Origin of the sequence: Scandinavium sp. UTDF21-P1B, assembly GCF_040750395.1 — a bacterium.
GTDB lineage: Bacteria > Pseudomonadota > Gammaproteobacteria > Enterobacterales > Enterobacteriaceae > Scandinavium.
The window spans coordinates 255,068-275,641 of record NZ_JBFLVD010000011.1; the positions used below are offsets into that span (position 1 = coordinate 255,068).

A 20,574-nucleotide genomic window follows, 5' to 3' on the forward strand; every position below is an offset into this window, starting at 1 on the left:
AAGGAGAATGTGATGTATCCTGTTGACCTGCATATGCACACCGTCGCCAGCACCCACGCTTACAGCACCCTTCATGACTATATTGCCGAAGCCAAACGTAAAGGTATCAAGCTGTTTGCCATCACCGATCATGGCCCGGACATGGCCGATGCGCCGCACTACTGGCACTTCGTGAATATGCGTATCTGGCCGAGAATGGTGGACGGCGTGGGCATTTTACGGGGTATTGAAGCGAACATTAAAAACACCCTGGGCGAAATTGACTGCACGGGACCGATGCTGACGGCGCTTGATTTCATCATTGCGGGCTTCCACGAGCCGGTTTTCCCGCCACAGGATAAAGCCACGCATACCGAAGCGATGATCGCGGCCATCGCCAGCGGTAACGTGCATATGATTAGCCATCCCGGCAACCCGAAATTCCCGATTGATATCCAGGCCGTGGCACAGGCGGCGGCAAAACATCACGTGGCGCTGGAAATCAACAATTCTTCCTTTGTATCTTCCCGCCCGGGCAGTGAAGATAACTGCCGGGCCGTAGCGGCCGCGGTGCGAGATGCTGGTGGCTGGGTCGCGCTGGGCTCGGATTCCCACACGGCCTTTACGCTGGGTGAATTTACCGAGTGTCGCAAAATTCTTGATGCCGTCGATTTTCCGGAAGACCGAATTCTCAACGTTACACCGCGCCGTTTCCTGAATTTCCTCGAGTCGCGCGGCATGCCGCCGATTAACGAGCTGGCCGAACTTTAATTTTTCTCAATGGAATAACTGAATGAACGAGTTTTCAATCCTCTGCCGCGTGCTGGGCTCTTTATATTATCGTCAGCCGCAGGATCCGCTGTTGGTCCCGCTGTTCACCCTGATTCGTGAGGGCAAACTGGCGGCGAGCTGGCCGCTGGAGCAGGATGAACTGCTGGAGCGTCTGCAAAAGAGCTGCGACATGCAGTCCCTGGCGACGGATTACAACGCCCTGTTTGTCGGCGACGAGTGCAGCGTTTCGCCTTATCGCAGCGCATGGGTCGAAGGCGCAACGGAAGCCGAAGTGCGCAGTTTCCTTTCTTCCCGCGGTATGCCGCTCAGCGATACGCCGGCGGATCATATTGGCACTCTGCTGCTGGCAGCCTCCTGGCTGGAAGACAACGCCGCAGAAGACGAGAGTGAAGCAGTAGACACGCTTTTCTCCGATTACCTGCTGCCGTGGGTCGGTACCTTCTTGGGGAAAGTGGAAGCGCATGCGACCACGCCGTTCTGGCGTACGATGGCGACCTTAACCCGCGAAGTGATCGCCGCGATGTGGGATGAGATCTCTGAAGATACTGAAGAGTAAAGTGTGATTTACATCGCATTGCAAATGTAACGTTACTTTCTGTGTTGCAGATATTGTGCGTCCGATCTCATTTGAATGCGATGCATCTGCTATGATGCGTCGCATGAACATACTCCTCTCTCTTGCACTGACAACAGGCATTCTCTCCGGTCTCTGGGGCTGGGTCGCCGTGTCTCTCGGCCTGCTCAGCTGGGCCGGTTTTCTCGGCTGTACTGCGTACTTCGCGTGCCCGCAAGGTGGGGTGAAAGGCCTGGCTATTGCTTCCGCGACGGTGATGAGCGGCGTGGTGTGGGCGCTGGTGATTATCCACGGTAGCGCGATGGCACCGCATCTGGAGATTCTTGGCTACGTCATGACCGGCGTGGTGGCGTTTCTGATGTGTGTACAGGCGAAACAGGTTCTGCTTTCGTTTGTGCCTGGCACTTTTATCGGCGCCTGCGCGACGTTTGCCGGACAGGGTGACTGGAAGCTGGTGGTGCCATCGCTCGCGGTGGGATTGCTTTTCGGCTACGCCATGAAGAACAGCGGACTGTGGCTGGCGGCGTGGATCGTCAGACGGCAGGCCCCGGATACCACAGTGAAGCCGTAATAAAAAAGCGTAGCTTAAGGGCTACGCTTTTTTTTTGCCTGAATCCGAATCAGGATTCCGGAGGGGAGGCCATATCGCGGTATTTCGCGAGAATGGGGTTATTGACGTCGGAGGAACTTTGCAGGTTCCACAATCCGCGTTCGATACCGTCGTTAATCAGGTAAATGACGCCCGTTTCGATCGCTGACATCAGGCACAGCATAACCGGTTCATTCGAGGTATATCCCACTTCACCTTCCAGTAAACGCTGATAATCAATAAAGCGGAAGACGCCGGCCTGAACTTCATAAGACAGTATGGTCTTACTGGTATTCACAGAGGAAAGCACTTCCCCGGTGCTGACGTTAATGACGCGAAGGTTAACGGCAATCTGGTCAAGCTGGTATTGCGTATCGGCACCAATACCGAAATAACGTGCGCCAGCCCCACCGGATTTAACATTACTTTCGTAGCCAATAATCGAGCCTTCAATAATCACGTTCGCCGAGCTTAATGCCTGAAGCGGCGCACGGTTATTTTCCCCTACGTTTCCGTTTTCCTGAGCTGCGCGAATAATTTTGCGTTCATTAAGCAGGTTTTGTAATCCCTGGCGTTCCAGCGGAATAAACCATTTAGAATCTTTTAACGCGGTAACCAACATCGCTGTCGCACTTTGAGGTACGGCCGTGGAGAAGTTACTTGCCGGATAAGGTTTAAACTGCCCGGTTTCATCCTGAATATTGTAGACAGACACATACAGCCTGCCCTGCGGGGCCGGCAGGTGAGTCAGGTCGCGATAGCTCTGTGCCCGCGGTAATAACGTCGGTTTTGCCGCCTCTTTCGGCGGGGCGGTGAGACAGCCACTGAGTAAGATGACCACCAGAAGTACAAATAAACGTTTCATGATTATTTTCCTGTTCGGGTCGGTGACTATTCGTCACTCGCGGTCTGCGTTACCCCGGACACCTGAATCGTCGAGGTTTTCCCGGTACTTCTGTCCGTCACGTTTAACGTGAGCAGGCCATTGCTGTTCTGAATATCAACAATAAAGTCGTTGGTGACGAGCCGCCCGGGCTTCCCGGTCGCGACGTTACCCAGCAGGCCACTCAACAACTGTGACTGGATGGCTGAGGTAAAATTATCCAGCGCCGAGGGGGCCGAATAACCGTAATCATCACCGCCAGGCGCTTTATATGAATTTTGCGCCTGAGCTTCATTCAGCAAAAATGCGCCGTTATTAGGGTTTCCACCAAAGTTCGGGTTGACGAACTGAAAAACCATATTACCGGCCCAACTTGCTGGTGTAATAAATGCGAGCAAAGCGACAGTACAGGCGATACGCATGATTGCCTCCACCCTCTATATTAAAATTCATCGTGTGCCAGATCGTCCGTTTTTAACAAAGACTGGTCGATTTGACGTTTATTGATTGCTTCCTGAGTTATTTGCAGTGCTGCGTCTACGGTCTTGTCAAAATCCCGTTTGATTGGGAATAAAAATGTCTGAAACATAACGTCCTGGTTTACTGTAATGGTTATCCAGCTTCCCCAGCGAGCGCTGGGTCTTTCATTTATGGATAAATTTTCCCGCGTCGTGCTGGCCCATTTATCAGTAAAGGCGCGATAAAAATCATGCCCCACTGACGAAACAGTATGGTCGGCAACGATACCCGGTATTTCTACTTCTCCGACGGCGCGCGAAGCGTGCACGGCGGGCGCAAGCAACAGCAGGTTTGCCGCCGCAAGCCAGCACAGGGAACGTTTCATGGTGTTTGCCTGTTAACTTAACGCCTGAGATTATCGTTGGCCCAGGAGACGGCCTGGGTCCGGTTTTTAACAGCTAACTTCTTGAATAGATTGTACAGATGGGTTTTAACGGTGTTTTCGCTAATAAACAGCGAACGGGCAATTTCCACATTGGAGGCGCCGACCCGCAGTTTATTCAGTATTTCCCGTTCACGTTGCGTAAGCATCGCGCTTTCCGCACTGTTATAACGGTAGTTACCTGAATGTGTAATCAAATAGCTGGCGAGCTTATGCGAAAAATAACATTCGCCATGCATTATCATGTTTAACCCTTCGGTTAAACGTGCTTCTGTTTCATTGTTATAAAAGACGCCGTTGATATGCGGCCAGTTTTCTATATCCTTGAACGGGTACTCCTCCGGGGTATTGAGTAATACAAGTTTCATCCCGTTGTTTTTTCTGCCTAAATTCTCCTGCCAGTGACTAATCAGCCTTTTGTCCGCCTCCATCATATCGAAGATCATGATGCTGTTGGGCACCGTCTCTTCAATAATACGATGAATATTCTGTACTTTTCCTGAAATATCCAACGTTGACTTTAGGTATTGTAATAATGCGCTGGCTTGCAGAGACGGTCTGGTTAAGAGTACGAGCGTACTGCCTAAACGATGGACTTCATTTAACATGATGAAACTCCAATGTTTTATAGCAGCTATCAGTTTCCCCGAAAAAATAGGGGTTCCAGAAGTACTGATTAAGGCTGCATTGCTGTGTATACGTTTAAAGTCGAAACCCTAAAGAGGGTAAAATGTCAATAAATCATTATGCGGTACTTCTGATTTCAATCTAGTCATTACTAATTTTTAAGCAAGATCAAACACTGTAACAGGATGTAACCTTGAATATTAAAATGTAAATTGGCGGCTAATTGATCATTTAGAAGTGATGATAAAGTTGTACATAAAAATAATTCCGCATCAGTTTTATAAGTCACACAAAAACTCTATCTTGATGATTTTTATGTAATATATTTTCAATCAATTGAATGTAATCATTCTTTTAATAATGGCGTGATGTGTAACGATTTTAGCTTTATGAAATTTTGGCTAAATGAGATCGCGATCCAGATCGCCGCGCTTTTTTTTCTGTGGCGTGCTAAACATGTTGATTTTAAAGATTATCTGTTTATTGAGAATACTTGTGAAAATAAAGCGAAGAATAATTCTATTAAAACACGAGGACATAGCGTAATTCTCATGCTTAGGAATGATCCGAAAAAATAGAATCAACCTTGCGGGTGACACCTTTTAATTTTGGGCCGCAACATACTGTTCATCGTAACGTCGCATTAACAACCATCGCGGCGTTATTTAACAGTAACAGAAGTAGCCAGGATTCAAGCGGGTGGAACATGATGAAGAAAGCGTATTTTCTGTCGTTATCACTGCTGGCGATACCTGGATTTGCAGCTGCATCGGGTTATGATCTGGCCAGCTCAGAATATAATCTGGTCGCCAATGGGCTTAACTCTGACTTCACGAATCAAACCGCTATTGTTGATCAGCGAGGTTATGGGAATGGCGCGAATGCTCAGCAGGACGGCAGTCATCAAATTGCTGTTGTTTCTCAACGAGGTAACAACAACCAATCCGATGTGTCGCAGTCCGGTGGGTACAATCTGGCCTACGTAGATCAGGCCGGAAATAGTAATGATGCAGATATTAGCCAATCAGGCTATGGGAATACCGGCGTTATTATTCAACGAGGTTCAGGTAATCACGCAAGTATTTCACAACAGCAGTCCGTAGGTAGTAAAACAGTTATTGTGCAAAACTCGTCGCAAATGGCCGTACGTGTTATTACACGTTAAACGACCGCCGGCGAATACTATCAAGCCAATGGGGGTTTTATGAATATTAAAATGTCTATGATTGCAATGGTTCTTGTTTCTGGTGCTGCATTTGCGGGTGGTCCTGGCCATGGCGGCCCTGGCGGTGGTGGCCCATCTTTGCCACAAAACTCCAGCAATGAAACGGTGAATATTTATCAGGCTGGTGGGAATAACGGCGCAAGCGTTGACCAAAGTGCATCTAAATATGCTGATGTGAATATCAGTCAGCAGGGCTTTAACAACCTGGCTACCGCGACCCAAAGCAGTGCCTATAACAGCGACATTAACGTGTCTCAGTCTGGCTTTGGTAACTCTTCCAGCAACTACCAGACGGGTGAAAACTCCACCATTAACGTCTCTCAGAGCAACCTGTTCGGCTGGGGTGGCGGCAACAGCGCCAGCGTAACCCAGACAGCTGACAGCTCTATTGTGAACGTAACCCAGAACGGTTCCGCTAACTGGGCGAACGTTTACCAGCATTAATCTGGCTTTCGAACTATAAAAAAACAGGGCCTGTGCCCTGTTTTTTTTTGGAGAACATCATGAACAGCTTATTGATTGCCGCAGCATTAACCAACAGCATCGTCTTTAACGTCAGCCATCAGGGCGATAACTACATTATTACCCCACAGGTCACCGTTACTCAGCCTTGCCAGTGTCAGGTCAGTATTCAGACTGTTCGTGAAGGCATGGGCGGAACCAGCAACATTCAGCAGAGAAAAAACTTAAGTTTACCCGCCAATCAACCGATAGATGTATCACGTATGCAATTAACTATCTCGCAGAACGACACGGTAAAAGTGGTGGTCACGCTGACGGATGGCCAGTCGTTGAACCTTACGGCGCAATGGCCCACCGCGGAAAGGACCTAGTGAAAAATTAATTTTATGAATGGACTGGTTGGCATAAATTCATAAGGCTGATTACTTTTATGTTAAGGGTTTACGTGTCGTGATGCAGTTCGCACGGGGCAGGGCAACGTGCGCTTACACAGTCTCAGGGACGATTTCATTCTCGGAGCTACGCGATGAAAACCTTAACTCAGCAGTTGTTTTCCGTTGTCTGTTTGTCCTCCGCGCTTTTTGCCGGAGTGGCAATGGCTTCATCTTCTCAGACGCAGGGCGGCGTCATTCATTTTGTCGGCGCGATTGTCGAAGATCCATGTAACATTGGTACCACTTCTCAGCACATCTCCATGAGCTGCTATCGTGATGGTCAGGTCCGGACTTCGACCATTTCATATCAACAGGCCGTTTCGGGCAAACCGGTTAACAACGAAGCGGCTACCGTCAGCATGCGGTATCTCAACTCACAGAAAACCCTCGGTATCGTCACCGTCGATTACCGATAACCTCCTTACCCGTAAGCACTTTCTCCTGCTTCGACTAGACTTGTTGCAGAGTTAACATCCGGCAGGAGAAATGCATGACCCCTCTGTACCGCACGCTGTCTCCCGCTGATACGGTTCTGACAGAATGCTGCGGGCTCCATACGCTTGAAGATAGTCTTGAGGCCTTTGCCGCGCGTTATCTGCTGGCGCAGCTGGCCGAACGGACGCTGGATATTCAGTACTATATCTGGGAGGACGATGTCTCCGGACGGCTGCTTTTTGAGGCGCTGCTGGACGCCGCCGGGCGGGATGTGAAGGTTCGCTTGCTGCTGGATGACAATAACACCTCCGGGCTGGATGACATCCTGCTGGCCCTTGACGCCCATCCGAATATAGAAGTGCGGCTGTTCAATCCTTTCTCTTTCCGGACGCTACGGATGCTGGGCTATCTCACCGATTTTGCGCGACTCAATCGCCGGATGCACAACAAAAGTTTTAGCGCGGACTGTGAGGCCACTATCGTGGGCGGCCGAAACGTCGGGGATGCCTATTTTGGCATTGGTGAAGAGCCGTTATTTGCTGACCTGGATGTGCTTGCTACAGGGCACGTTGTCAGGGATGTGGAGCAGGATTTCGAGCGCTACTGGCAGTCGGCGTGCGTCTCGCCGCTAAGGCAGGTGCTGCCAGCGGAAAGTATCCCGCAGGCTTTACCGCCTTTGAGCGATGAACAACAGGCCGCTGCCGATCGCTATCTCGAGAAAGTGGCAAATACAGAAATCGCCAGGCGGCTGGGTCAGGGCACGCTGCCGTTTATCCGGGCGCGTACCCGTTTGCTCAGTGACGATCCCCGTAAAGGGCAGGGCAAAGCCGCTCCACGGACGCTGCTGGGGGAGCGCCTGCGTAAAGTGATGGGGACACCGCAATCCCATATCGATATTATCTCCGCTTATTTTGTCCCCGGGCGTGCGGGCGTTGCGCAGATCCTTAATCTGACCCGCAAAGGGGTGAAAGTGGCGATCATGACCAATTCGCTGGCGGCAAACGACGTGGCGGTGGTCCATGCGGGCTATGCCCGCTGGCGCAAGAAGCTGCTGCGTCACGGCGTGGAGCTGTACGAAATCAAACCCACGTACCAATCTCGCCCCGAAATCCATGACCGTGGTTTGACCGGGAACTCCGGCTCCAGTCTGCATGCTAAAACATTCAGCGTGGACGGAAAAACCGTGTTTATTGGATCGTTTAATTTCGACCCGCGCTCGGCGTTACTTAACACCGAAATGGGATTGGTTATTGAGAGTGAAAGTCTGGCTCAGCGGATCCATCACCGCTTTTTGCACAGTCAGCTTAATGCCGCCTGGAAGCTGCGACTGACGCGCTGGGGAAAAATTCACTGGGTCGACAGGGAAAACGGAGGAGAGAAGGTGCTGCGTAAAGAGCCGATGGCGACGATATGGCAGCGCCTGCTGGTATTGGTGGCTTATATTCTGCCTGTCGAGTGGCTGCTCTAGCCAGGCTGTGCGAACAGCCTGGCTATGTTTATCACGCGGCCTGCGGCTTGTTTTGCGGCGTCTGCGGTTTACCGGAAAACAGGAAGCGTAGCAGCGGCACGCGTAAATGCAGTTCGTACAGGATGACGGCAATACCAACCACAAACACCAACCCGGTAATAAACCCGAGCAGATTCGAGTGGATCACTGGCGCTATCCACGCCCCGTAGAGCAGCGTCAAGGGATGGTGCACCAGATAGATGAACAGTGAAGCGTTCACGAAGTAGGTCACGCGGGTGGATTTGAAGTTCAGCAGCCGATGGCCAAATGCAAACACCACGTTCACCATCCACAGACCCAGGACCATGGTGATCACGTACTCGGTTTCGTACATCCATGCATCGCCTGAGCCATATTGCTGGTTAAGGCGATAGGCGATAAAGCCAAGGAGTGCGCCTGCCATGCACCATGGTGAAGGGGTGGTAAACAGATCTTTCAGCCGCGGATTAACAAACGCCTGCGCACCGAGAATGAAGAACGGCAGGTAGAACAGGGTTTGCATCACCACAAAGTTGAACATCCCGTCGCTCAGAATTGGCGGGTAAACAAGAAACAGCGTGCGGCGGATGAGGGCATAACAGACGCCCAGCGCAAGGAACAGCCAGCTCAGTTTCCCCATCGTTACGTTATCGAAGAAGGCGACAAGTGAGGCTTTCTGGCGTTTTTTGATCCAGTGGAACAGCGCCAGGCCAAGCGTCGTGAGGACAACCAGCACTAGCAGGAACCAAAGGTGAGAAATCAATTCCCACGCCAGAGTGTTGTATTTCTGATAACCGGTGAGCGTGTGCCAGGACTCCGTCTTTCCCTTGACGTGCTGCAGCATTAAAAACTGCGGCAACGTCAGCAGCGGAATGGCGGTCAGCATCGGGATGCCGACGCGTTCCACGCGCACGGTCCACCATTTCTTCATCGGGTAGCGCAAAAACAGCATGTAGGAAAAATAGCCGGAAATAACGAAGAAGACCTGCATGCGGAAGGAGTGAATAAAGTCGTTGAACAGCGTCAGCCACCACGACGGCTCGACGCTGTTCACGTGCCAGGTGTGGCTGGAATAGATCAGCGAGATATGAAAAGGGATCCCGAGCAGCATCAGCCAGGCGCGGATGGAATCGAGAAAATATTCACGTTGGGTTGGTATAGTATTCATAAAGTCAATGAAATCTCAGACTAATCGTCTTATCGGACAAGGCAGTAACGGCTAAATTCGAGCAACCCTACACGAAGTCCGGGAACCTGTCTTTAAGAGTTGTGCGTAAAAATAAGACAGGTGCGGCAGGTTGTTTAATCCATAGGCCTTTGAGCCGAACAAAATGGGGATTATGTTGTCGGATTGCCTGAGTTTCCAGTAAAATGGATCGGATCGATTTAAGCACACAAAGGGGGAAGTGCTTACTAATTATGAAAAATAAACCACAGATGATGAAACTGCGTTGGTTAGGCGCAGCCGTAATGTTGTCCCTGTGTACTTCATCTGCATGGGCGTTCAGTATTGATGATGTCGCGAAGGAAGCGAAATCACTCGCCGGCAAGGGCTACGAAGCCCCAAAAAGTAACCTGCCCTCTGTTTTCCGCGACATGAAATACGCGGACTATCAGCAAATTCAGTTCAACCACGATAAAGCGTACTGGAGCAAGGTTAAGACACCGTTCAAGCTCGAGTTCTATCATCAGGGAATGTATTTCGATACCCCGGTTACCATCAACGAAGTGACGGCGACCACGGTTAAAAAAATCAAATACAGCCCGGATTACTTCAATTTTGGCAACGTCCAGCACGATAAAGACACCGTCAAGGATCTGGGTTTTGCCGGCTTTAAAGTGCTCTATCCGATCAACAGCAAAGATAAAAACGACGAAATCGTCAGCATGCTCGGAGCCAGCTATTTCCGCGTTCTCGGTCAGGGGCAGACCTATGGTTTGTCCGCCCGCGGCCTTGCGATCGACACCGCTTTGCCGTCCGGCGAAGAGTTCCCGCGTTTTCGCACGTTCTGGATTGAGCGTCCAAAACCAACCGATAAACGCCTGACTATTTATGCACTGCTGGACTCCCCGCGTGCGACCGGCGCGTATCGCTTCGTGGTGATTCCGGGCCGTGACACCGTGGTGGACGTACAGTCCAAAGTTTACCTGCGCGATAAAGTCGGCAAACTGGGCGTCGCCCCGCTGACCAGCATGTTCCTGTTCGGGCCGAATCAGCCATCACCAACCACCAATTTCCGTCCGGAGCTGCACGACTCCAACGGCCTGTCGATTCTCGCGGGGAACGGCGAATGGATCTGGCGTCCACTGAACAACCCGAAACATCTGGCCATCAGCAGCTATGCGACCGAAAACCCGCAAGGCTTTGGCCTGCTGCAGCGCGGCCGCCAGTTCTCTCGTTATGAAGATCTGGACGACCGTTACGACCTGCGCCCAAGCGCGTGGATCACGCCGAAAGGGGACTGGGGCAAAGGTAAAGTTGAGCTGGTAGAAATTCCTACCAACGACGAAACCAACGACAACATCGTCGCTTACTGGACGCCGGATCAGCTGCCGGACGCCGGGAAAGAGATGAACTACAGCTACAGCATCACCTTCACCCGTGACGAGGACAAACTGCACGCGCCGGACAGCGCCTATGTAATGCAGACCCGTCGTTCAACGGGGGATGTGAAGCAGTCGAACCTGATCCGCCAGCCTGACGGTACCATCGCGTTCGTGGTTGATTTCACCGGTGCGGAAATGAAAAAAATGCCGCAGGACACCGCCGTAACGGCTCAGACCAGCATTGGTGACAATGGGGAAATCGTGGACAGCAACGTTCGCTACAACCCGGTAACCAAAGGCTGGCGCCTGACGATGCGCGTGAAAGTCAAAGACGTGAAGAAAACGACCGACATGCGTGCGGCGCTGGTCAATGGCGACCAGACGCTGAGTGAAACCTGGAGCTATCAGCTACCTGCCAATGAATAAGATAACCGAGTATATCAATGCAATGCCGCTCTCAGATGCTGAGAAAGCGGCACTGCCGACCACCGATTTTCGTGCTCTGCACGAGGCGCTGGATACGGACCATACCTCGATTGCGCGTGAAGATGATTCGCCGCTTGGCTCCGTAAAAGCGCGTCTTGAGCAGGCGTGGCCGGACTCACTCGCGGACGGGCAGCTTGTCAAAGATGACGAAGGGCGCACGCAGCTTGAAGCGATGCCGAAAGCGACTCGCTCTTCCATGTTCCCCGATCCGTGGCGTACCAACCCGATTGGCCGCTTCTGGGACAGAATGCTGGGGCGCGACGTACAGCCGCGCTACCTGGCCCGTCTGACTCAGGAAGAGCGTGAGCGTGAAGCCAAATGGCGTACCGTCGGGACCATCCGTCGTTACATCCTGCTGCTGCTGACTCTGGCTCAAACCGTCGTCGCGACCTGGTACATGAAAACTATTCTGCCGTACCAGGGCTGGGCGCTGGTGAACCCGCTGGACATGCGCGGGCAGGATCTGTGGGTATCCTTTATGCAGCTGCTGCCTTACGTGCTGCAAACGGGGATCCTGATTCTGTTTGCCGTGCTGTTCTGCTGGGTTTCTGCCGGGTTCTGGACGGCGCTGATGGGCTTCCTGCAGTTGCTCATCGGGCGCGATAAATACAGTATTTCCGCCTCCACCGTGGGTGATGAAGCGTTAAATCCTGAGCATCGCACCGCGCTTATCATGCCAATCTGTAATGAAGACGTTGACCGCGTATTCGCGGGTCTGCGTGCCACCTGGGAGTCGGTGAAAGCGACCGGCAACAAGGAGCACTTTGACGTCTACATTCTGAGCGACAGCTACGATCCGGATATCTGTATGCGTGAGCAGAAAGCCTGGATGGAGCTGATTGCTGAAGTGCAGGGCGAAGGGCAGATTTTCTACCGTCGTCGTCGTCGTCGCGTGAAGCGTAAAAGCGGCAACATCGATGACTTCTGCCGCCGCTGGGGCAACCAGTACAGCTACATGGTGGTGCTGGATGCAGATTCCGTGATGTCGGGCGACTGCCTGTGCGGCCTCGTGCGTCTGATGGAAGCCAACCCCAATGCCGGGATCATTCAGTCTTCGCCGAAAGCGTCCGGTATGGACACGCTGTATGCGCGCTGCCAGCAGTTCGCGACGCGCGTTTATGGTCCGCTGTTCACCGCCGGTCTGCACTTCTGGCAGCTGGGGGAATCCCACTACTGGGGCCATAACGCGATTATCCGCGTGAAGCCGTTTATCGAGCACTGTGCGCTGGCACCGCTGCCGGGTGAGGGTAACTTCGCGGGTTCTATTCTGTCGCACGACTTTGTTGAAGCCGCGCTGATGCGCCGTGCAGGCTGGGGTGTCTGGATTGCCTACGATCTGCCGGGATCTTATGAAGAGCTGCCGCCGAACCTGCTGGATGAGCTGAAGCGTGACCGCCGCTGGTGTCAGGGGAACCTGATGAACTTCCGTCTGTTCCTCGTGAAGGGGATGCACCCGGTTCACCGTGCGGTGTTCCTGACGGGGGTCATGTCTTATCTCTCTGCGCCGCTGTGGTTTATGTTCCTGGCATTGTCGACTGCGCTGCAGGTGGTGCATGCGCTGACTGAACCGCAGTACTTCCTGCAGCCGCGACAGCTGTTCCCGGTGTGGCCGCAGTGGCGCCCGGAGCTGGCTATTACGCTGTTTGCCTCAACCATGGTGCTGCTGTTCCTGCCTAAGCTACTGAGCATTATTCTTATCTGGTGCAAAGGTCCGAAAGAGTACGGTGGTTTCTTCCGCGTTACCCTTTCTCTTCTGCTGGAAGTGCTGTTCTCTGTGCTGCTGGCGCCGGTGCGCATGCTGTTCCATACCGTGTTTGTGGTCAGCGCATTCCTTGGTTGGGAAGTAGTCTGGAATTCGCCGCAGCGTGACGATGACTCCACGCCGTGGAGCGAAGCGTTTATGCGCCACGGTTCTCAGCTCCTGCTCGGTCTGGTCTGGGCGGCAGGAATGGCGTGGCTCGATTTGCGTTTCCTGTTCTGGCTGGCGCCGATCGTCTTCTCGCTGATCCTCTCTCCGTTCGTGTCGGCGATTTCCAGCCGCTCAACGGTTGGGTTGCGAAGCAAGCGTGCGAAGCTGTTCCTGATCCCGGAAGAGTACGACACGCCGCAGGTGCTGAAGGATACCGACAGCTTCGTGGAGCTCAACCGCGCTCGTTCGCTGGATGACGGCTTCATGCACGCGGTCTTCAACCCGTCGTTTAACGCCCTGGCCACCGCCATGGCAACGGCGCGTCACCGCGAAAGTAAGGTGCTCGAGATTGCCCGCGATCGTCACGTTGAACAGGCGTTGAACGACACGCCGGACAAGCTGAGCCGCGATCGTCGTCTGGTGCTGCTGAGCGACCCGATGACCATGGCGCGCCTGCATTACCGCGTCTGGTCATCGCCGGAGAAATATTCCTCCTGGGTAAGCCATTACGAGACCATCGCTATGAACCCATTGGCGTTGAAGACAAAGTAATGTCAGAAGAAATTGGCCGGTGGCGCATGCTTACCGGGCCTGCAAAACGTCATGAATCTGTGATTTTGTAGGCCTGATAAGCGAAGCGCCATCAGACAATGAAGACATTTATCCGTGCCTGATACCGGTCAAATGACCGGTATTTTTCTGTCAGATGTTTGAGTGGAGAAATCCGGTGAAAATAATCGTAGTTTGCCTGATGGCCATGCTACTGAGCGGCTGTGGCAGTATTATTAGCCGGACAATCCCGGGGCAGGGGCACGGCAATCAGTATTATCCCGGCGTGCAGTGGGACGTCCGGGATTCGGCCTGGCGCTATATCACGATCCTCGATCTGCCGTTTTCTCTGGTGTTCGACACGCTGCTGTTGCCGATTGACGCCCACCACGGCCCCTACGAGTAATCAGCGCTCATCCCATTCGTCGGCTGCCGTCTGGCCCTCTTCGGTATCCAGCGGTGGCTCAAGCTGAAACTCGCCCTCATCCCATTCGTGCAGCGTGTTCTCCTCAATCCACTCCTGGGTCAACTCAATTTCGTCGAAATCACCGTCGAACACGCTTTGCGCACCTTCACCGCTGATCATCGGCAGGCATTCACCTTCTTCCCCTTCGTCGGCAAAAAACTCCGCCTGCCACATGATGTCACCATCCTGAAGAATGTATTTCTGGAGGTTCAGCTGTTGAACGGAAATATCACCTTCTCCGGCATCAGGGCTGTTGGCGATAAACTCTTCGCGTGCCGCATCAATAGCTTCGTCGAGCGTGGCGTACATGGTCATCTCATTCTCCCTGCAGGTTGACGTGGTTTTCAGGAAAGAATAGACGAAGATTCGGTTGTGCAAGGACGATGAATGAAAAATCATTCGGATGGATTAACTGGCCGTCTGACGCTCTTCGTCATTTTCCGCAGAAGAAGGCAGCGTCTGCCGTGTACGTCGCAGGCTGAGGCCGGTATAGATAGCGTTAAATAGCACTACGCTCGCCGTGACGAAAAATACCGTGCGAAAACCGAAGCTCGCAGAGACAGAGGCGCCAATCAGCGGTCCGGTGACGTTGCCGATATCGCGAAACGACTGGTTATAGCTGAAGATGCGTCCGGCAATCTGGTTGGTGGAGTTGTAAACCAGCAGCGTCTGAACGGCAGGAAGCAGCGCGCCATCGGCTGCGCCAAGCAGGAAACGCAGGAGACCGAGCTGCCACGGTGACTGGACGAACGCCATCGGGATCAGCAGCAGAACGGAAATCACCAGCGCGGCAATCAGGATCTTCTCCGGGCCGATTCTGTCGCCGAGTTTGCCCAGCCGTGGGGCACTCATCAGCGCCGCGACGCCGGGCACTGAGGCAATCATTCCGCTGATAAAAGCAATGTTGCTGACGTTGCCCGCCAGCTCGCGGACGTAGAGCGTTAAAATGGGCGCAATGGATCCAGTCGCAACCTGAATAATCAGCGTGGTGATAAACAGGCTCAGCACCAGCTTCGGGCTTTTCAGCGAGGCAATAACGTCTTTTGCGCGCAACATCTCTTTTTTCGGTACCGGCTCGAACTGCTCACGAATCAAGAACAGCGTCAGCACGAAGCACAGAAAGAGGACGCTTGCGGTCATAAAGAATACGGGACGCAGGCCGTAGCTGTCTGCCAGCAGCCCGCCCGCCAGAGGGCCTAACAGCGCGCCGCTAACCGCTCCCGTAGAAAGTGTACCGAGCGCCCAGCCACTTTTATGGCGAGGGATTTGCGTGGCAATAAGCGCGTTGGCGTTGGGTACAAAGCCGCCGAGCAGTCCCAGCAGCGCCCGCAGCAGCAAAAATTGCCAGATGTTCTGCACAAGCCCCATCAGCACCATCACAATCGACATCCCAAGAGCGGAGCGCAGCAGCATGATTTTGCGGCCTTTACGATCCGCAAGGCCGCCCCAGAAGGGAGAGGCAATTGCCGAAAACAGGAAGGTAATGCTGAAGACCAGTCCTGACCACAGATTCAGTTCGCTATGGCCCGTAATGCCAAGCTGTTCAACGTAAAGCGGCAGAAAAGGCATTACCAGGCTGAATGCGGCGCCGGTGAGAAAGCAGCCAATCCAGGCAATAGTGAGATTCCGTTTCCAGCTAATGGGGACATCTGAGGAGAGCATAAATTAATCAGCAATGAGGTAATAAGCAGGCTAATTATGCGCCTGCTAAATCATGACTGCAATCAACGAAACAGAGCAGGAAGAGAAAATATAGCGATAGTTGTCGATCAGAAGAGGTATGCCGGGCGAGCCTGCGCTGCCCGGAAGAGTAAAGCTGAGGAGATCAGTAGCGGGAAGGCACGCCTTCAGGCCGGGTTTTAAAGCGGCGATGCAACCACATGTATTGTTCCGGTGCCATCAGAATGCATTGTTCGACCACTTTGTTCATCCATGCGGCGGTCGTTTCGGCATCGCCGAGCGGAGGCGAACACTCTGGCTCAAGAATAATCAGCTCATAGCCTTTGCCGTCCGGCTTACGGCGCGGTACAAACGGCACGATGCACGCCTTTGACATACGCGTCAGCGTATAGGTGCCCGAGGTGGTTGCTGCCTGGTCGACGCCAAACAGCGGCACAAATACGCTGCCCTGCGGACCGTAGTCATGATCGGGTGCATACCAGATAACGTCGCCGTTTTTCAGCGCGCGGATCATGCCTTTCAAATCTTTACGATCGAGCATGTCTTTGTTGGAGCGCATACGTCCCCAGGTCTGCACCAGGTCAATAACCGGGTTGTCGTTAGGGCGGTAGACGCCAATGCCCGGTGAAGCGTGCAGGCCAAACATGCGGGCGCCGATTTCCAGCGTCAGGAAGTGGATGCCGATCAGCAGAATGCCTTTTTTCTCGGCTTCCAGCGCATGGATGTACTCCACGCCGGTTGCTTCGCTCCAGCGTGCCATGCGCTTATCGGACCAGAACCACGCCATGCCGGTTTCCATCAGGCCCATGCCGACGGATTCGAAGTTTTTCACGACCCACTGATGGCGCTTTTTTTCGTCCATATCTGGAAAACAAAGTTCCAGATTACGGTAGGCAATGCGCGCGCGCCGCTTCATAAAACGCAGCGCCAGACGGCCCAGAGAGTTGCCAAGACGGTACAGCAGAGGGTAAGGAAGCTGAACCACCAGCCATAAAGCACCAATGCCCAGCCAGCTCAGCCAATGGCGAGGGTGAAGCAGCGCAGCAGAAAATTTCGGTAAATGCGTCATTTGTTTCCTGTTCTTTTTGACAACCGGTTCTATTATCGCATTTTTTTGCCCCTCACCCAAACCAGGTCGGATACGAGGCGGTTTTTCCGGCAGTTGTTATTTAATCTGATTATTTGAGGTGAGGGAAATGTAGCGCAAAATGTGGGGATGTAAATTCGCAGCGCATGCTATATGATGCGGGCCGCGAATTTTCTCATCGATAATGCAGGAACCACACCATGCCAGTGTTGCATAACCGCATCTCGAATGAGCAACTGAAAGCGCAGCTGATGGCCGAAACCGAGCCGCGCACCACAGTCTCATTCTATAAATATTTCACCATTGCTGACCCACAATCGACCCGCGATGCGCTTTATCAGGCGCTCTCTGCGCTGAGCGTGTTTGGCCGGGTCTATCTGGCTCATGAAGGCATTAACGCGCAAATCAGCGTTCCGCAAAGCAAATTTGAGGCGTTTCGTGAACGGCTTTACGCCTTCGATCCGGCGCTGAACAACCTGCGTCTTAACGTTGCCCTCGACGACGATGGAAAGTCCTTTTGGGTGCTGCGCATGAAAGTGCGTGAACGCATCGTGGCAGACGGCATTGATGACCCAACCTTTGACGCAAGCGACGTCGGCGACTATCTGAAGGCGGCGGAAGTCAACGCCATGCTCGACGATCCGGATGCGGTCTTTATCGACATGCGTAACCATTACGAATATGAAGTAGGCCACTTTGAGAACGCGCTGGAAATTCCCGCTGACACGTTCCGCGATCAGTTGCCGAAAGCCGTCGAAATGATGGAAGAGTATCGCGATAAAAAAATCGTCATGTACTGCACGGGCGGGATCCGCTGCGAGAAGGCCAGCGCGTTTATGAAGCACAAAGGCTTCAGCAAAGTCTGGCATATTGAGGGGGGGATCATCGAATATGCCCGACGCGCGCGTGAACAGGGCCTGCCGGTACGCTTTATCGGCAAAAACTTTGTCTTCGATGAACGCATGGGCGAGCGTATTTCCGACGACGTTATTGCTCACTGCCATCAGTGCGGTACGCCGTGCGATACGCACACCAACTGCCTGAACGACGGTTGTCACCTGTTGTTCATTCAGTGTCCGGCGTGTGCTGAGAAGTACAGTGGTTGCTGTAGCGATCTCTGTCAGGAAGAGCGGGCGCTACCAGAGGAAGAGCAGCGCCGCCGCCGTGCCGGACGCGAAAACGGCAATAAGATTTTCAATAAATCGCGCGGGCGGCTGAATACGAAACTGGGCATTCCTGACCCGAGTAAAGGTCAGTAAAAAAAGATGTAAACCAGATCGATGACGGCCAGCAGCAGCCACAGAACAATCCATACCACGAAGTGTTCGCGGATGTTGTTCACCAGATAATGATATGCACGTTGCAGCATTGTGTTGTTACCAGAAGCCCGGCCATGCGCCGGGCTTTTTGCTGTCTGTCAGCGATTGAAGCGCGACAGGCTAAAGGGCGAAAGATCGAATGCCGCCGTTTTGCCCTGGGCAAAGTCAGCGGCAATTTCACCTAAAACCGGAGCGAACTTAAAGCCGTGTCCGCTGAGCCCGGTGATGACAAGTGTCGATGGCTGGCCGGGCAGGGTATCAATAATGAAATCTTCGTCTGGCGAGTTGTCGTAGGTACAGGCGGCACCGTGAAGGCAGCCGCCGATGCCTGGCAGAACTGTGCGCAGGAAGTTAAATGCTTCCGAGCCGTCCGTTGCCACTGCACCAAACGGTTTGCGCTCCTCTGCAGAGGTGATGGGCTGCCCGCCGTTATGCTTGCCGATTTTCAACTCGTTATCGTCTGCCGGGAAGCCGTAATAGTGATCGCCGTTCGGCAGTTCGCCGGTAAACGCCGGAAAGTTGTTTTTCCGGCTGTAACGGCCATCGGCCTGGAACCACGCAAACACTTTACGTACCGGCTGGACAGGGAGGTCCGGCAGCAGCTTTGTTGCCCATGTTCCGGCGCTGACCAGCAGGCGTTTTCCCGTATAGCTCCCTTCCGCTGTTTCTACCGTGACGCCGTCGGCATGATGCTTTATGGCCGTCACCGGGCAATTAAAGAGCTGCGCACAGCCTGCTTCCCGGGCGAGTTCCACCCAGGCTTTTACCGCCAGTTCGCTGCGCAATACGCCGGAGGCCGGTTCAAACAGGCCGATGTAATCCTCAGGCACGCGAATTTCAGGCCAACGGGCCATCAGCGCCGTGGCGTCCAGCTTTTCAACGTTCAGGCCGAACTGGCGGGCGCTGTGCTCAACGTTTGCCAGGAAAGCAGAGTGCGCCGGACCGAGGTTGATGACGCCGGTCTTTTCGAAAATCTCTTCGCCGCTGATTTCAGCCAGCTCATCCCACAGCGTCTGTGCCCGCAGTACCAGCGGAACATATTTTTCGCCCTCGCCATAGGCATGACGAATCAGTCGTGTGTCGCCATGATGGCTGCCTTCAGCATGCGGTGGCAGATGGGCATCGGTCATCAGAACCGACAGCCCCGCGCGGGCCGCATAAAAACCTGCGGCGGCACCGACAGAACCGCTGCCGATAATAATTAGATCGTAGTTCATGCGTATCTCTCAGCTCTTTTCTTTATTCAGCAGGGTAATTAATCTGAATGTGCGTGACAAGGCAGAAATAATTAAGGCACCCGTAGGTGCCTGTGGCGTGAATTTCAGCATTAAGCGCTAATGCCTTCGATACTCGTTTTCCTGGAAATCGCCGGATTCAATTTTGGCGATGCCCGCTTCTAAAATAGAAATAAACTGGCGGGCCACATCGGTCGTTAACCATAGCGTCTGACCGATCTCTGCTTCGTGATGACTCGATTGTGCGGGGTTCTGGTAGTGCAGGCGCAGCATCAGCGCGTCATAGCTGTCTACGGTGCTGATGTCCCATCCGACGAGGGGATGGGTCTGGATGACTTCATTATTCTTTTCCATCATAACCCCTTATTTGCGTGTTTAAAGACAACGGTTCGAGGTTCAATGCGTGTTTTCTGAAGCAAACTAATTATATCAACAATCAAGAAAATATTCGAATTTTTAGCTTATCCGCAACATCTTTTTCTGCATCTTTCGTTTTTTTGAACAATAAAGCGTCAGTTAGTTCGCTATTTTTTAAAAGAAAAAGCGATGCAATCAGAAAAAGGTTAAAAAAGAAGCGAATAAAAAAACAAAAAAGCCGGGGCGACCCGGCAAAAAATGACACAGAATGGAGCGTTTGTTTAATTTTATTCAGCGATTCAGGCAGGATTAAACCAGTCATCAGCGCTCTCCCAGGTTTCCTGAAGAATTTCGCTGATGCGATCTTTGTCTTCCTTTGGCGCACCGATGACGGAGAGATTATTGGCGGCGGCATAGCGCACGCTCACCTGACCGTCCCGGTCCGGAAACTGGCTGAGAATACGGCGGGAAAGCTCGCTGGTGAGCGCATCAATGGCGCCCGCGGGTAAAACGGTGGTTTTGGCAATGGTCACTTCAATACGCATAATGTGC

24 protein-coding genes are annotated in these 20,574 nt (G+C 52.9%); 12 read left to right on the plus strand and 12 right to left on the minus strand.

The features are described from left to right. Nucleotides 1–12: 12 nt before the first annotated feature. The 3 genes from AB1287_RS07755 (at nt 13) to AB1287_RS07765 (ending at nt 1,916) form a co-directional block, all read left to right on the plus strand. Entirely contained in the window at nt 13–750 is a 738-nt protein-coding gene (locus AB1287_RS07755; protein WP_435617430.1) for a phosphatase, read from the plus strand. A 22-nt stretch (nt 751–772) separates the two neighbouring features. Continuing rightward, nucleotides 773–1,327 carry a molecular chaperone gene (locus tag AB1287_RS07760; protein ID WP_435617431.1) on the plus strand — a complete coding sequence of 185 codons (555 nt, stop codon included), beginning with the start codon at nt 773–775 and terminating at the stop codon, nt 1,325–1,327. Between the two features lie 103 nt (nt 1,328–1,430). After that, entirely contained in the window at nt 1,431–1,916 is a 486-nt protein-coding gene (locus tag AB1287_RS07765; RefSeq protein WP_435617432.1) for a DUF1097 domain-containing protein, read from the plus strand. 49 nt (nt 1,917–1,965) lie between these two features. Here AB1287_RS07765 and csgG read toward each other — a convergent pair whose 3' ends face one another. The 4 genes from csgG to csgD are packed head-to-tail and all read right to left on the minus strand — an operon-like array spanning nt 1,966 to nt 4,326. Beyond that, nucleotides 1,966–2,799: a curli production assembly/transport protein CsgG gene (gene csgG / locus AB1287_RS07770; protein ID WP_312628155.1), complete on the minus strand. Its 834-nt coding sequence runs from the start codon at nt 2,797–2,799 to the stop codon at nt 1,966–1,968. Nucleotides 2,800–2,825: 26 nt separating this feature from the next. After that, nucleotides 2,826–3,239 (minus strand): curli production assembly/transport protein CsgF, encoded by a 414-nt coding sequence (csgF, locus tag AB1287_RS07775; protein WP_312628156.1) that lies wholly within the window; start codon nt 3,237–3,239, stop codon nt 2,826–2,828. Nucleotides 3,240–3,259: 20 nt separating this feature from the next. Beyond that, nucleotides 3,260–3,661: a curli production assembly/transport protein CsgE gene (gene csgE, locus AB1287_RS07780; RefSeq protein WP_435617433.1), complete on the minus strand. Its 402-nt coding sequence runs from the start codon at nt 3,659–3,661 to the stop codon at nt 3,260–3,262. Between the two features lie 17 nt (nt 3,662–3,678). After that, on the minus strand, nt 3,679–4,326 hold the full coding sequence (gene csgD / locus AB1287_RS07785) for a biofilm master transcriptional regulator CsgD (RefSeq protein ID WP_312628160.1): 648 nt from the start codon (nt 4,324–4,326) through the stop codon (nt 3,679–3,681). Nucleotides 4,327–5,051: 725 nt separating this feature from the next. Between csgD and csgB the strand changes: the two genes are divergently transcribed. The 5 genes from csgB to AB1287_RS07810 all read left to right on the plus strand — a co-directional run bounded on the left by csgB (nt 5,052) and on the right by AB1287_RS07810 (nt 8,369). After that, a complete protein-coding gene (gene csgB / locus AB1287_RS07790; RefSeq protein WP_312628284.1) occupies nt 5,052–5,510 on the plus strand; it encodes a curli minor subunit CsgB in 459 nt (152 codons plus the stop codon). A gap of 51 nt (nt 5,511–5,561) precedes the next feature. Further along, nucleotides 5,562–6,014, plus strand: coding sequence for a curlin (locus tag AB1287_RS07795; RefSeq protein ID WP_312628162.1), 453 nt, complete (start codon nt 5,562–5,564; stop codon nt 6,012–6,014). Nucleotides 6,015–6,073: 59 nt separating this feature from the next. Further along, nucleotides 6,074–6,403, plus strand: a complete 330-nt coding sequence (gene csgC, locus AB1287_RS07800; protein ID WP_312628163.1) for a curli assembly chaperone CsgC — start codon at nt 6,074–6,076, stop codon at nt 6,401–6,403. 224 nt (nt 6,404–6,627) lie between these two features. Further along, entirely contained in the window at nt 6,628–6,882 is a 255-nt protein-coding gene (locus tag AB1287_RS07805; RefSeq protein ID WP_435617434.1) for a type 1 fimbrial protein, read from the plus strand. Nucleotides 6,883–6,956: 74 nt separating this feature from the next. Then, on the plus strand, nt 6,957–8,369 hold the full coding sequence (locus AB1287_RS07810) for a phospholipase D family protein (RefSeq protein ID WP_435617435.1): 1,413 nt from the start codon (nt 6,957–6,959) through the stop codon (nt 8,367–8,369). A 31-nt stretch (nt 8,370–8,400) separates the two neighbouring features. Here the strand turns inward: AB1287_RS07810 and mdoC are convergent, their stop codons facing one another. After that, the gene (gene mdoC, locus AB1287_RS07815; protein ID WP_312628166.1) at nt 8,401–9,555 is read right to left on the minus strand and encodes a glucans biosynthesis protein MdoC; all 1,155 of its coding nucleotides are present in this window, start codon (nt 9,553–9,555) and stop codon (nt 8,401–8,403) included. A gap of 251 nt (nt 9,556–9,806) precedes the next feature. On the opposite strand from mdoC, the gene mdoG reads away from it, so the two are divergent. The 3 genes from mdoG (at nt 9,807) to AB1287_RS07830 (ending at nt 14,284) form a co-directional block, all read left to right on the plus strand. Then, nucleotides 9,807–11,360, plus strand: coding sequence for a glucans biosynthesis protein MdoG (mdoG, locus tag AB1287_RS07820; RefSeq protein ID WP_312628167.1), 1,554 nt, complete (start codon nt 9,807–9,809; stop codon nt 11,358–11,360). Next, nucleotides 11,353–13,881, plus strand: coding sequence for a glucans biosynthesis glucosyltransferase MdoH (gene mdoH, locus AB1287_RS07825; protein WP_312628168.1), 2,529 nt, complete (start codon nt 11,353–11,355; stop codon nt 13,879–13,881). The genes mdoG and mdoH overlap by 8 nt, the downstream gene beginning before the upstream one ends. A gap of 175 nt (nt 13,882–14,056) precedes the next feature. Continuing rightward, complete coding sequence (locus AB1287_RS07830; RefSeq protein ID WP_435617436.1) at nt 14,057–14,284, plus strand: YceK/YidQ family lipoprotein; 228 nt, start codon at nt 14,057–14,059, stop codon at nt 14,282–14,284. Here AB1287_RS07830 and AB1287_RS07835 read toward each other — a convergent pair whose 3' ends face one another. From AB1287_RS07835 to AB1287_RS07845, 3 genes are all read right to left on the minus strand, one after another. Next, nucleotides 14,285–14,659: a MysB family protein gene (locus AB1287_RS07835; RefSeq protein ID WP_312628171.1), complete on the minus strand. Its 375-nt coding sequence runs from the start codon at nt 14,657–14,659 to the stop codon at nt 14,285–14,287. It abuts the gene before it with no gap. A 93-nt stretch (nt 14,660–14,752) separates the two neighbouring features. Further along, entirely contained in the window at nt 14,753–16,006 is a 1,254-nt protein-coding gene (mdtG, locus tag AB1287_RS07840) for a multidrug efflux MFS transporter MdtG (RefSeq protein WP_435617437.1), read from the minus strand. A gap of 163 nt (nt 16,007–16,169) precedes the next feature. Then, entirely contained in the window at nt 16,170–17,093 is a 924-nt protein-coding gene (locus AB1287_RS07845) for a Kdo(2)-lipid IV(A) acyltransferase (protein WP_435617438.1), read from the minus strand. Nucleotides 17,094–17,311: 218 nt separating this feature from the next. On the opposite strand from AB1287_RS07845, the gene trhO reads away from it, so the two are divergent. Beyond that, complete coding sequence (gene trhO, locus AB1287_RS07850; protein WP_312628176.1) at nt 17,312–18,370, plus strand: oxygen-dependent tRNA uridine(34) hydroxylase TrhO; 1,059 nt, start codon at nt 17,312–17,314, stop codon at nt 18,368–18,370. Here trhO and AB1287_RS07855 read toward each other — a convergent pair. From AB1287_RS07855 to dinI, 4 genes are all read right to left on the minus strand, one after another. Then, entirely contained in the window at nt 18,364–18,477 is a 114-nt protein-coding gene (locus tag AB1287_RS07855) for a DUF2770 family protein (RefSeq protein ID WP_312628285.1), read from the minus strand. The genes trhO and AB1287_RS07855 overlap by 7 nt on opposite strands. A gap of 51 nt (nt 18,478–18,528) precedes the next feature. Further along, the gene (solA, locus tag AB1287_RS07860; protein ID WP_312628177.1) at nt 18,529–19,647 is read right to left on the minus strand and encodes an N-methyl-L-tryptophan oxidase; all 1,119 of its coding nucleotides are present in this window, start codon (nt 19,645–19,647) and stop codon (nt 18,529–18,531) included. Nucleotides 19,648–19,764: 117 nt separating this feature from the next. Beyond that, complete coding sequence (bssS, locus tag AB1287_RS07865; protein ID WP_312628287.1) at nt 19,765–20,019, minus strand: biofilm formation regulator BssS; 255 nt, start codon at nt 20,017–20,019, stop codon at nt 19,765–19,767. 302 nt (nt 20,020–20,321) lie between these two features. Then, nucleotides 20,322–20,567: a DNA damage-inducible protein I gene (gene dinI / locus AB1287_RS07870; protein WP_312628179.1), complete on the minus strand. Its 246-nt coding sequence runs from the start codon at nt 20,565–20,567 to the stop codon at nt 20,322–20,324. Nucleotides 20,568–20,574 lie beyond the last annotated feature (7 nt).

What these genes read in the sequence shown, in the direction of transcription:
- solA (WP_312628177.1), bottom strand. Translation starts at nt 19,647, where the DNA reads ATGAACTACGATCTAATTATTATCGGCAGCGGTTCTGTCGGTGCCGCC.
- mdoC (WP_312628166.1), bottom strand. Translation starts at nt 9,555, where the DNA reads ATGAATACTATACCAACCCAACGTGAATATTTTCTCGATTCCATCCGC.
- bssS (WP_312628287.1), bottom strand. Translation starts at nt 20,019, where the DNA reads ATGGAAAAGAATAATGAAGTCATCCAGACCCATCCCCTCGTCGGATGG.
- mdoG (WP_312628167.1), top strand. Translation starts at nt 9,807, where the DNA reads ATGAAAAATAAACCACAGATGATGAAACTGCGTTGGTTAGGCGCAGCC.
- AB1287_RS07760 (WP_435617431.1), top strand. Translation starts at nt 773, where the DNA reads ATGAACGAGTTTTCAATCCTCTGCCGCGTGCTGGGCTCTTTATATTAT.
- AB1287_RS07810 (WP_435617435.1), top strand. Translation starts at nt 6,957, where the DNA reads ATGACCCCTCTGTACCGCACGCTGTCTCCCGCTGATACGGTTCTGACA.
- csgE (WP_435617433.1), bottom strand. Translation starts at nt 3,661, where the DNA reads ATGAAACGTTCCCTGTGCTGGCTTGCGGCGGCAAACCTGCTGTTGCTT.
- AB1287_RS07835 (WP_312628171.1), bottom strand. Translation starts at nt 14,659, where the DNA reads ATGACCATGTACGCCACGCTCGACGAAGCTATTGATGCGGCACGCGAA.
- AB1287_RS07765 (WP_435617432.1), top strand. Translation starts at nt 1,431, where the DNA reads ATGAACATACTCCTCTCTCTTGCACTGACAACAGGCATTCTCTCCGGT.
- AB1287_RS07845 (WP_435617438.1), bottom strand. Translation starts at nt 17,093, where the DNA reads ATGACGCATTTACCGAAATTTTCTGCTGCGCTGCTTCACCCTCGCCAT.
- csgB (WP_312628284.1), top strand. Translation starts at nt 5,052, where the DNA reads ATGATGAAGAAAGCGTATTTTCTGTCGTTATCACTGCTGGCGATACCT.
- AB1287_RS07755 (WP_435617430.1), top strand. Translation starts at nt 13, where the DNA reads ATGTATCCTGTTGACCTGCATATGCACACCGTCGCCAGCACCCACGCT.
- csgC (WP_312628163.1), top strand. Translation starts at nt 6,074, where the DNA reads ATGAACAGCTTATTGATTGCCGCAGCATTAACCAACAGCATCGTCTTT.
- mdoH (WP_312628168.1), top strand. Translation starts at nt 11,353, where the DNA reads ATGAATAAGATAACCGAGTATATCAATGCAATGCCGCTCTCAGATGCT.
- trhO (WP_312628176.1), top strand. Translation starts at nt 17,312, where the DNA reads ATGCCAGTGTTGCATAACCGCATCTCGAATGAGCAACTGAAAGCGCAG.
- AB1287_RS07795 (WP_312628162.1), top strand. Translation starts at nt 5,562, where the DNA reads ATGTCTATGATTGCAATGGTTCTTGTTTCTGGTGCTGCATTTGCGGGT.
- csgF (WP_312628156.1), bottom strand. Translation starts at nt 3,239, where the DNA reads ATGCGTATCGCCTGTACTGTCGCTTTGCTCGCATTTATTACACCAGCA.
- dinI (WP_312628179.1), bottom strand. Translation starts at nt 20,567, where the DNA reads ATGCGTATTGAAGTGACCATTGCCAAAACCACCGTTTTACCCGCGGGC.
- mdtG (WP_435617437.1), bottom strand. Translation starts at nt 16,006, where the DNA reads ATGCTCTCCTCAGATGTCCCCATTAGCTGGAAACGGAATCTCACTATT.
- csgG (WP_312628155.1), bottom strand. Translation starts at nt 2,799, where the DNA reads ATGAAACGTTTATTTGTACTTCTGGTGGTCATCTTACTCAGTGGCTGT.
- csgD (WP_312628160.1), bottom strand. Translation starts at nt 4,326, where the DNA reads ATGTTAAATGAAGTCCATCGTTTAGGCAGTACGCTCGTACTCTTAACC.
- AB1287_RS07805 (WP_435617434.1), top strand. Translation starts at nt 6,628, where the DNA reads ATGGCTTCATCTTCTCAGACGCAGGGCGGCGTCATTCATTTTGTCGGC.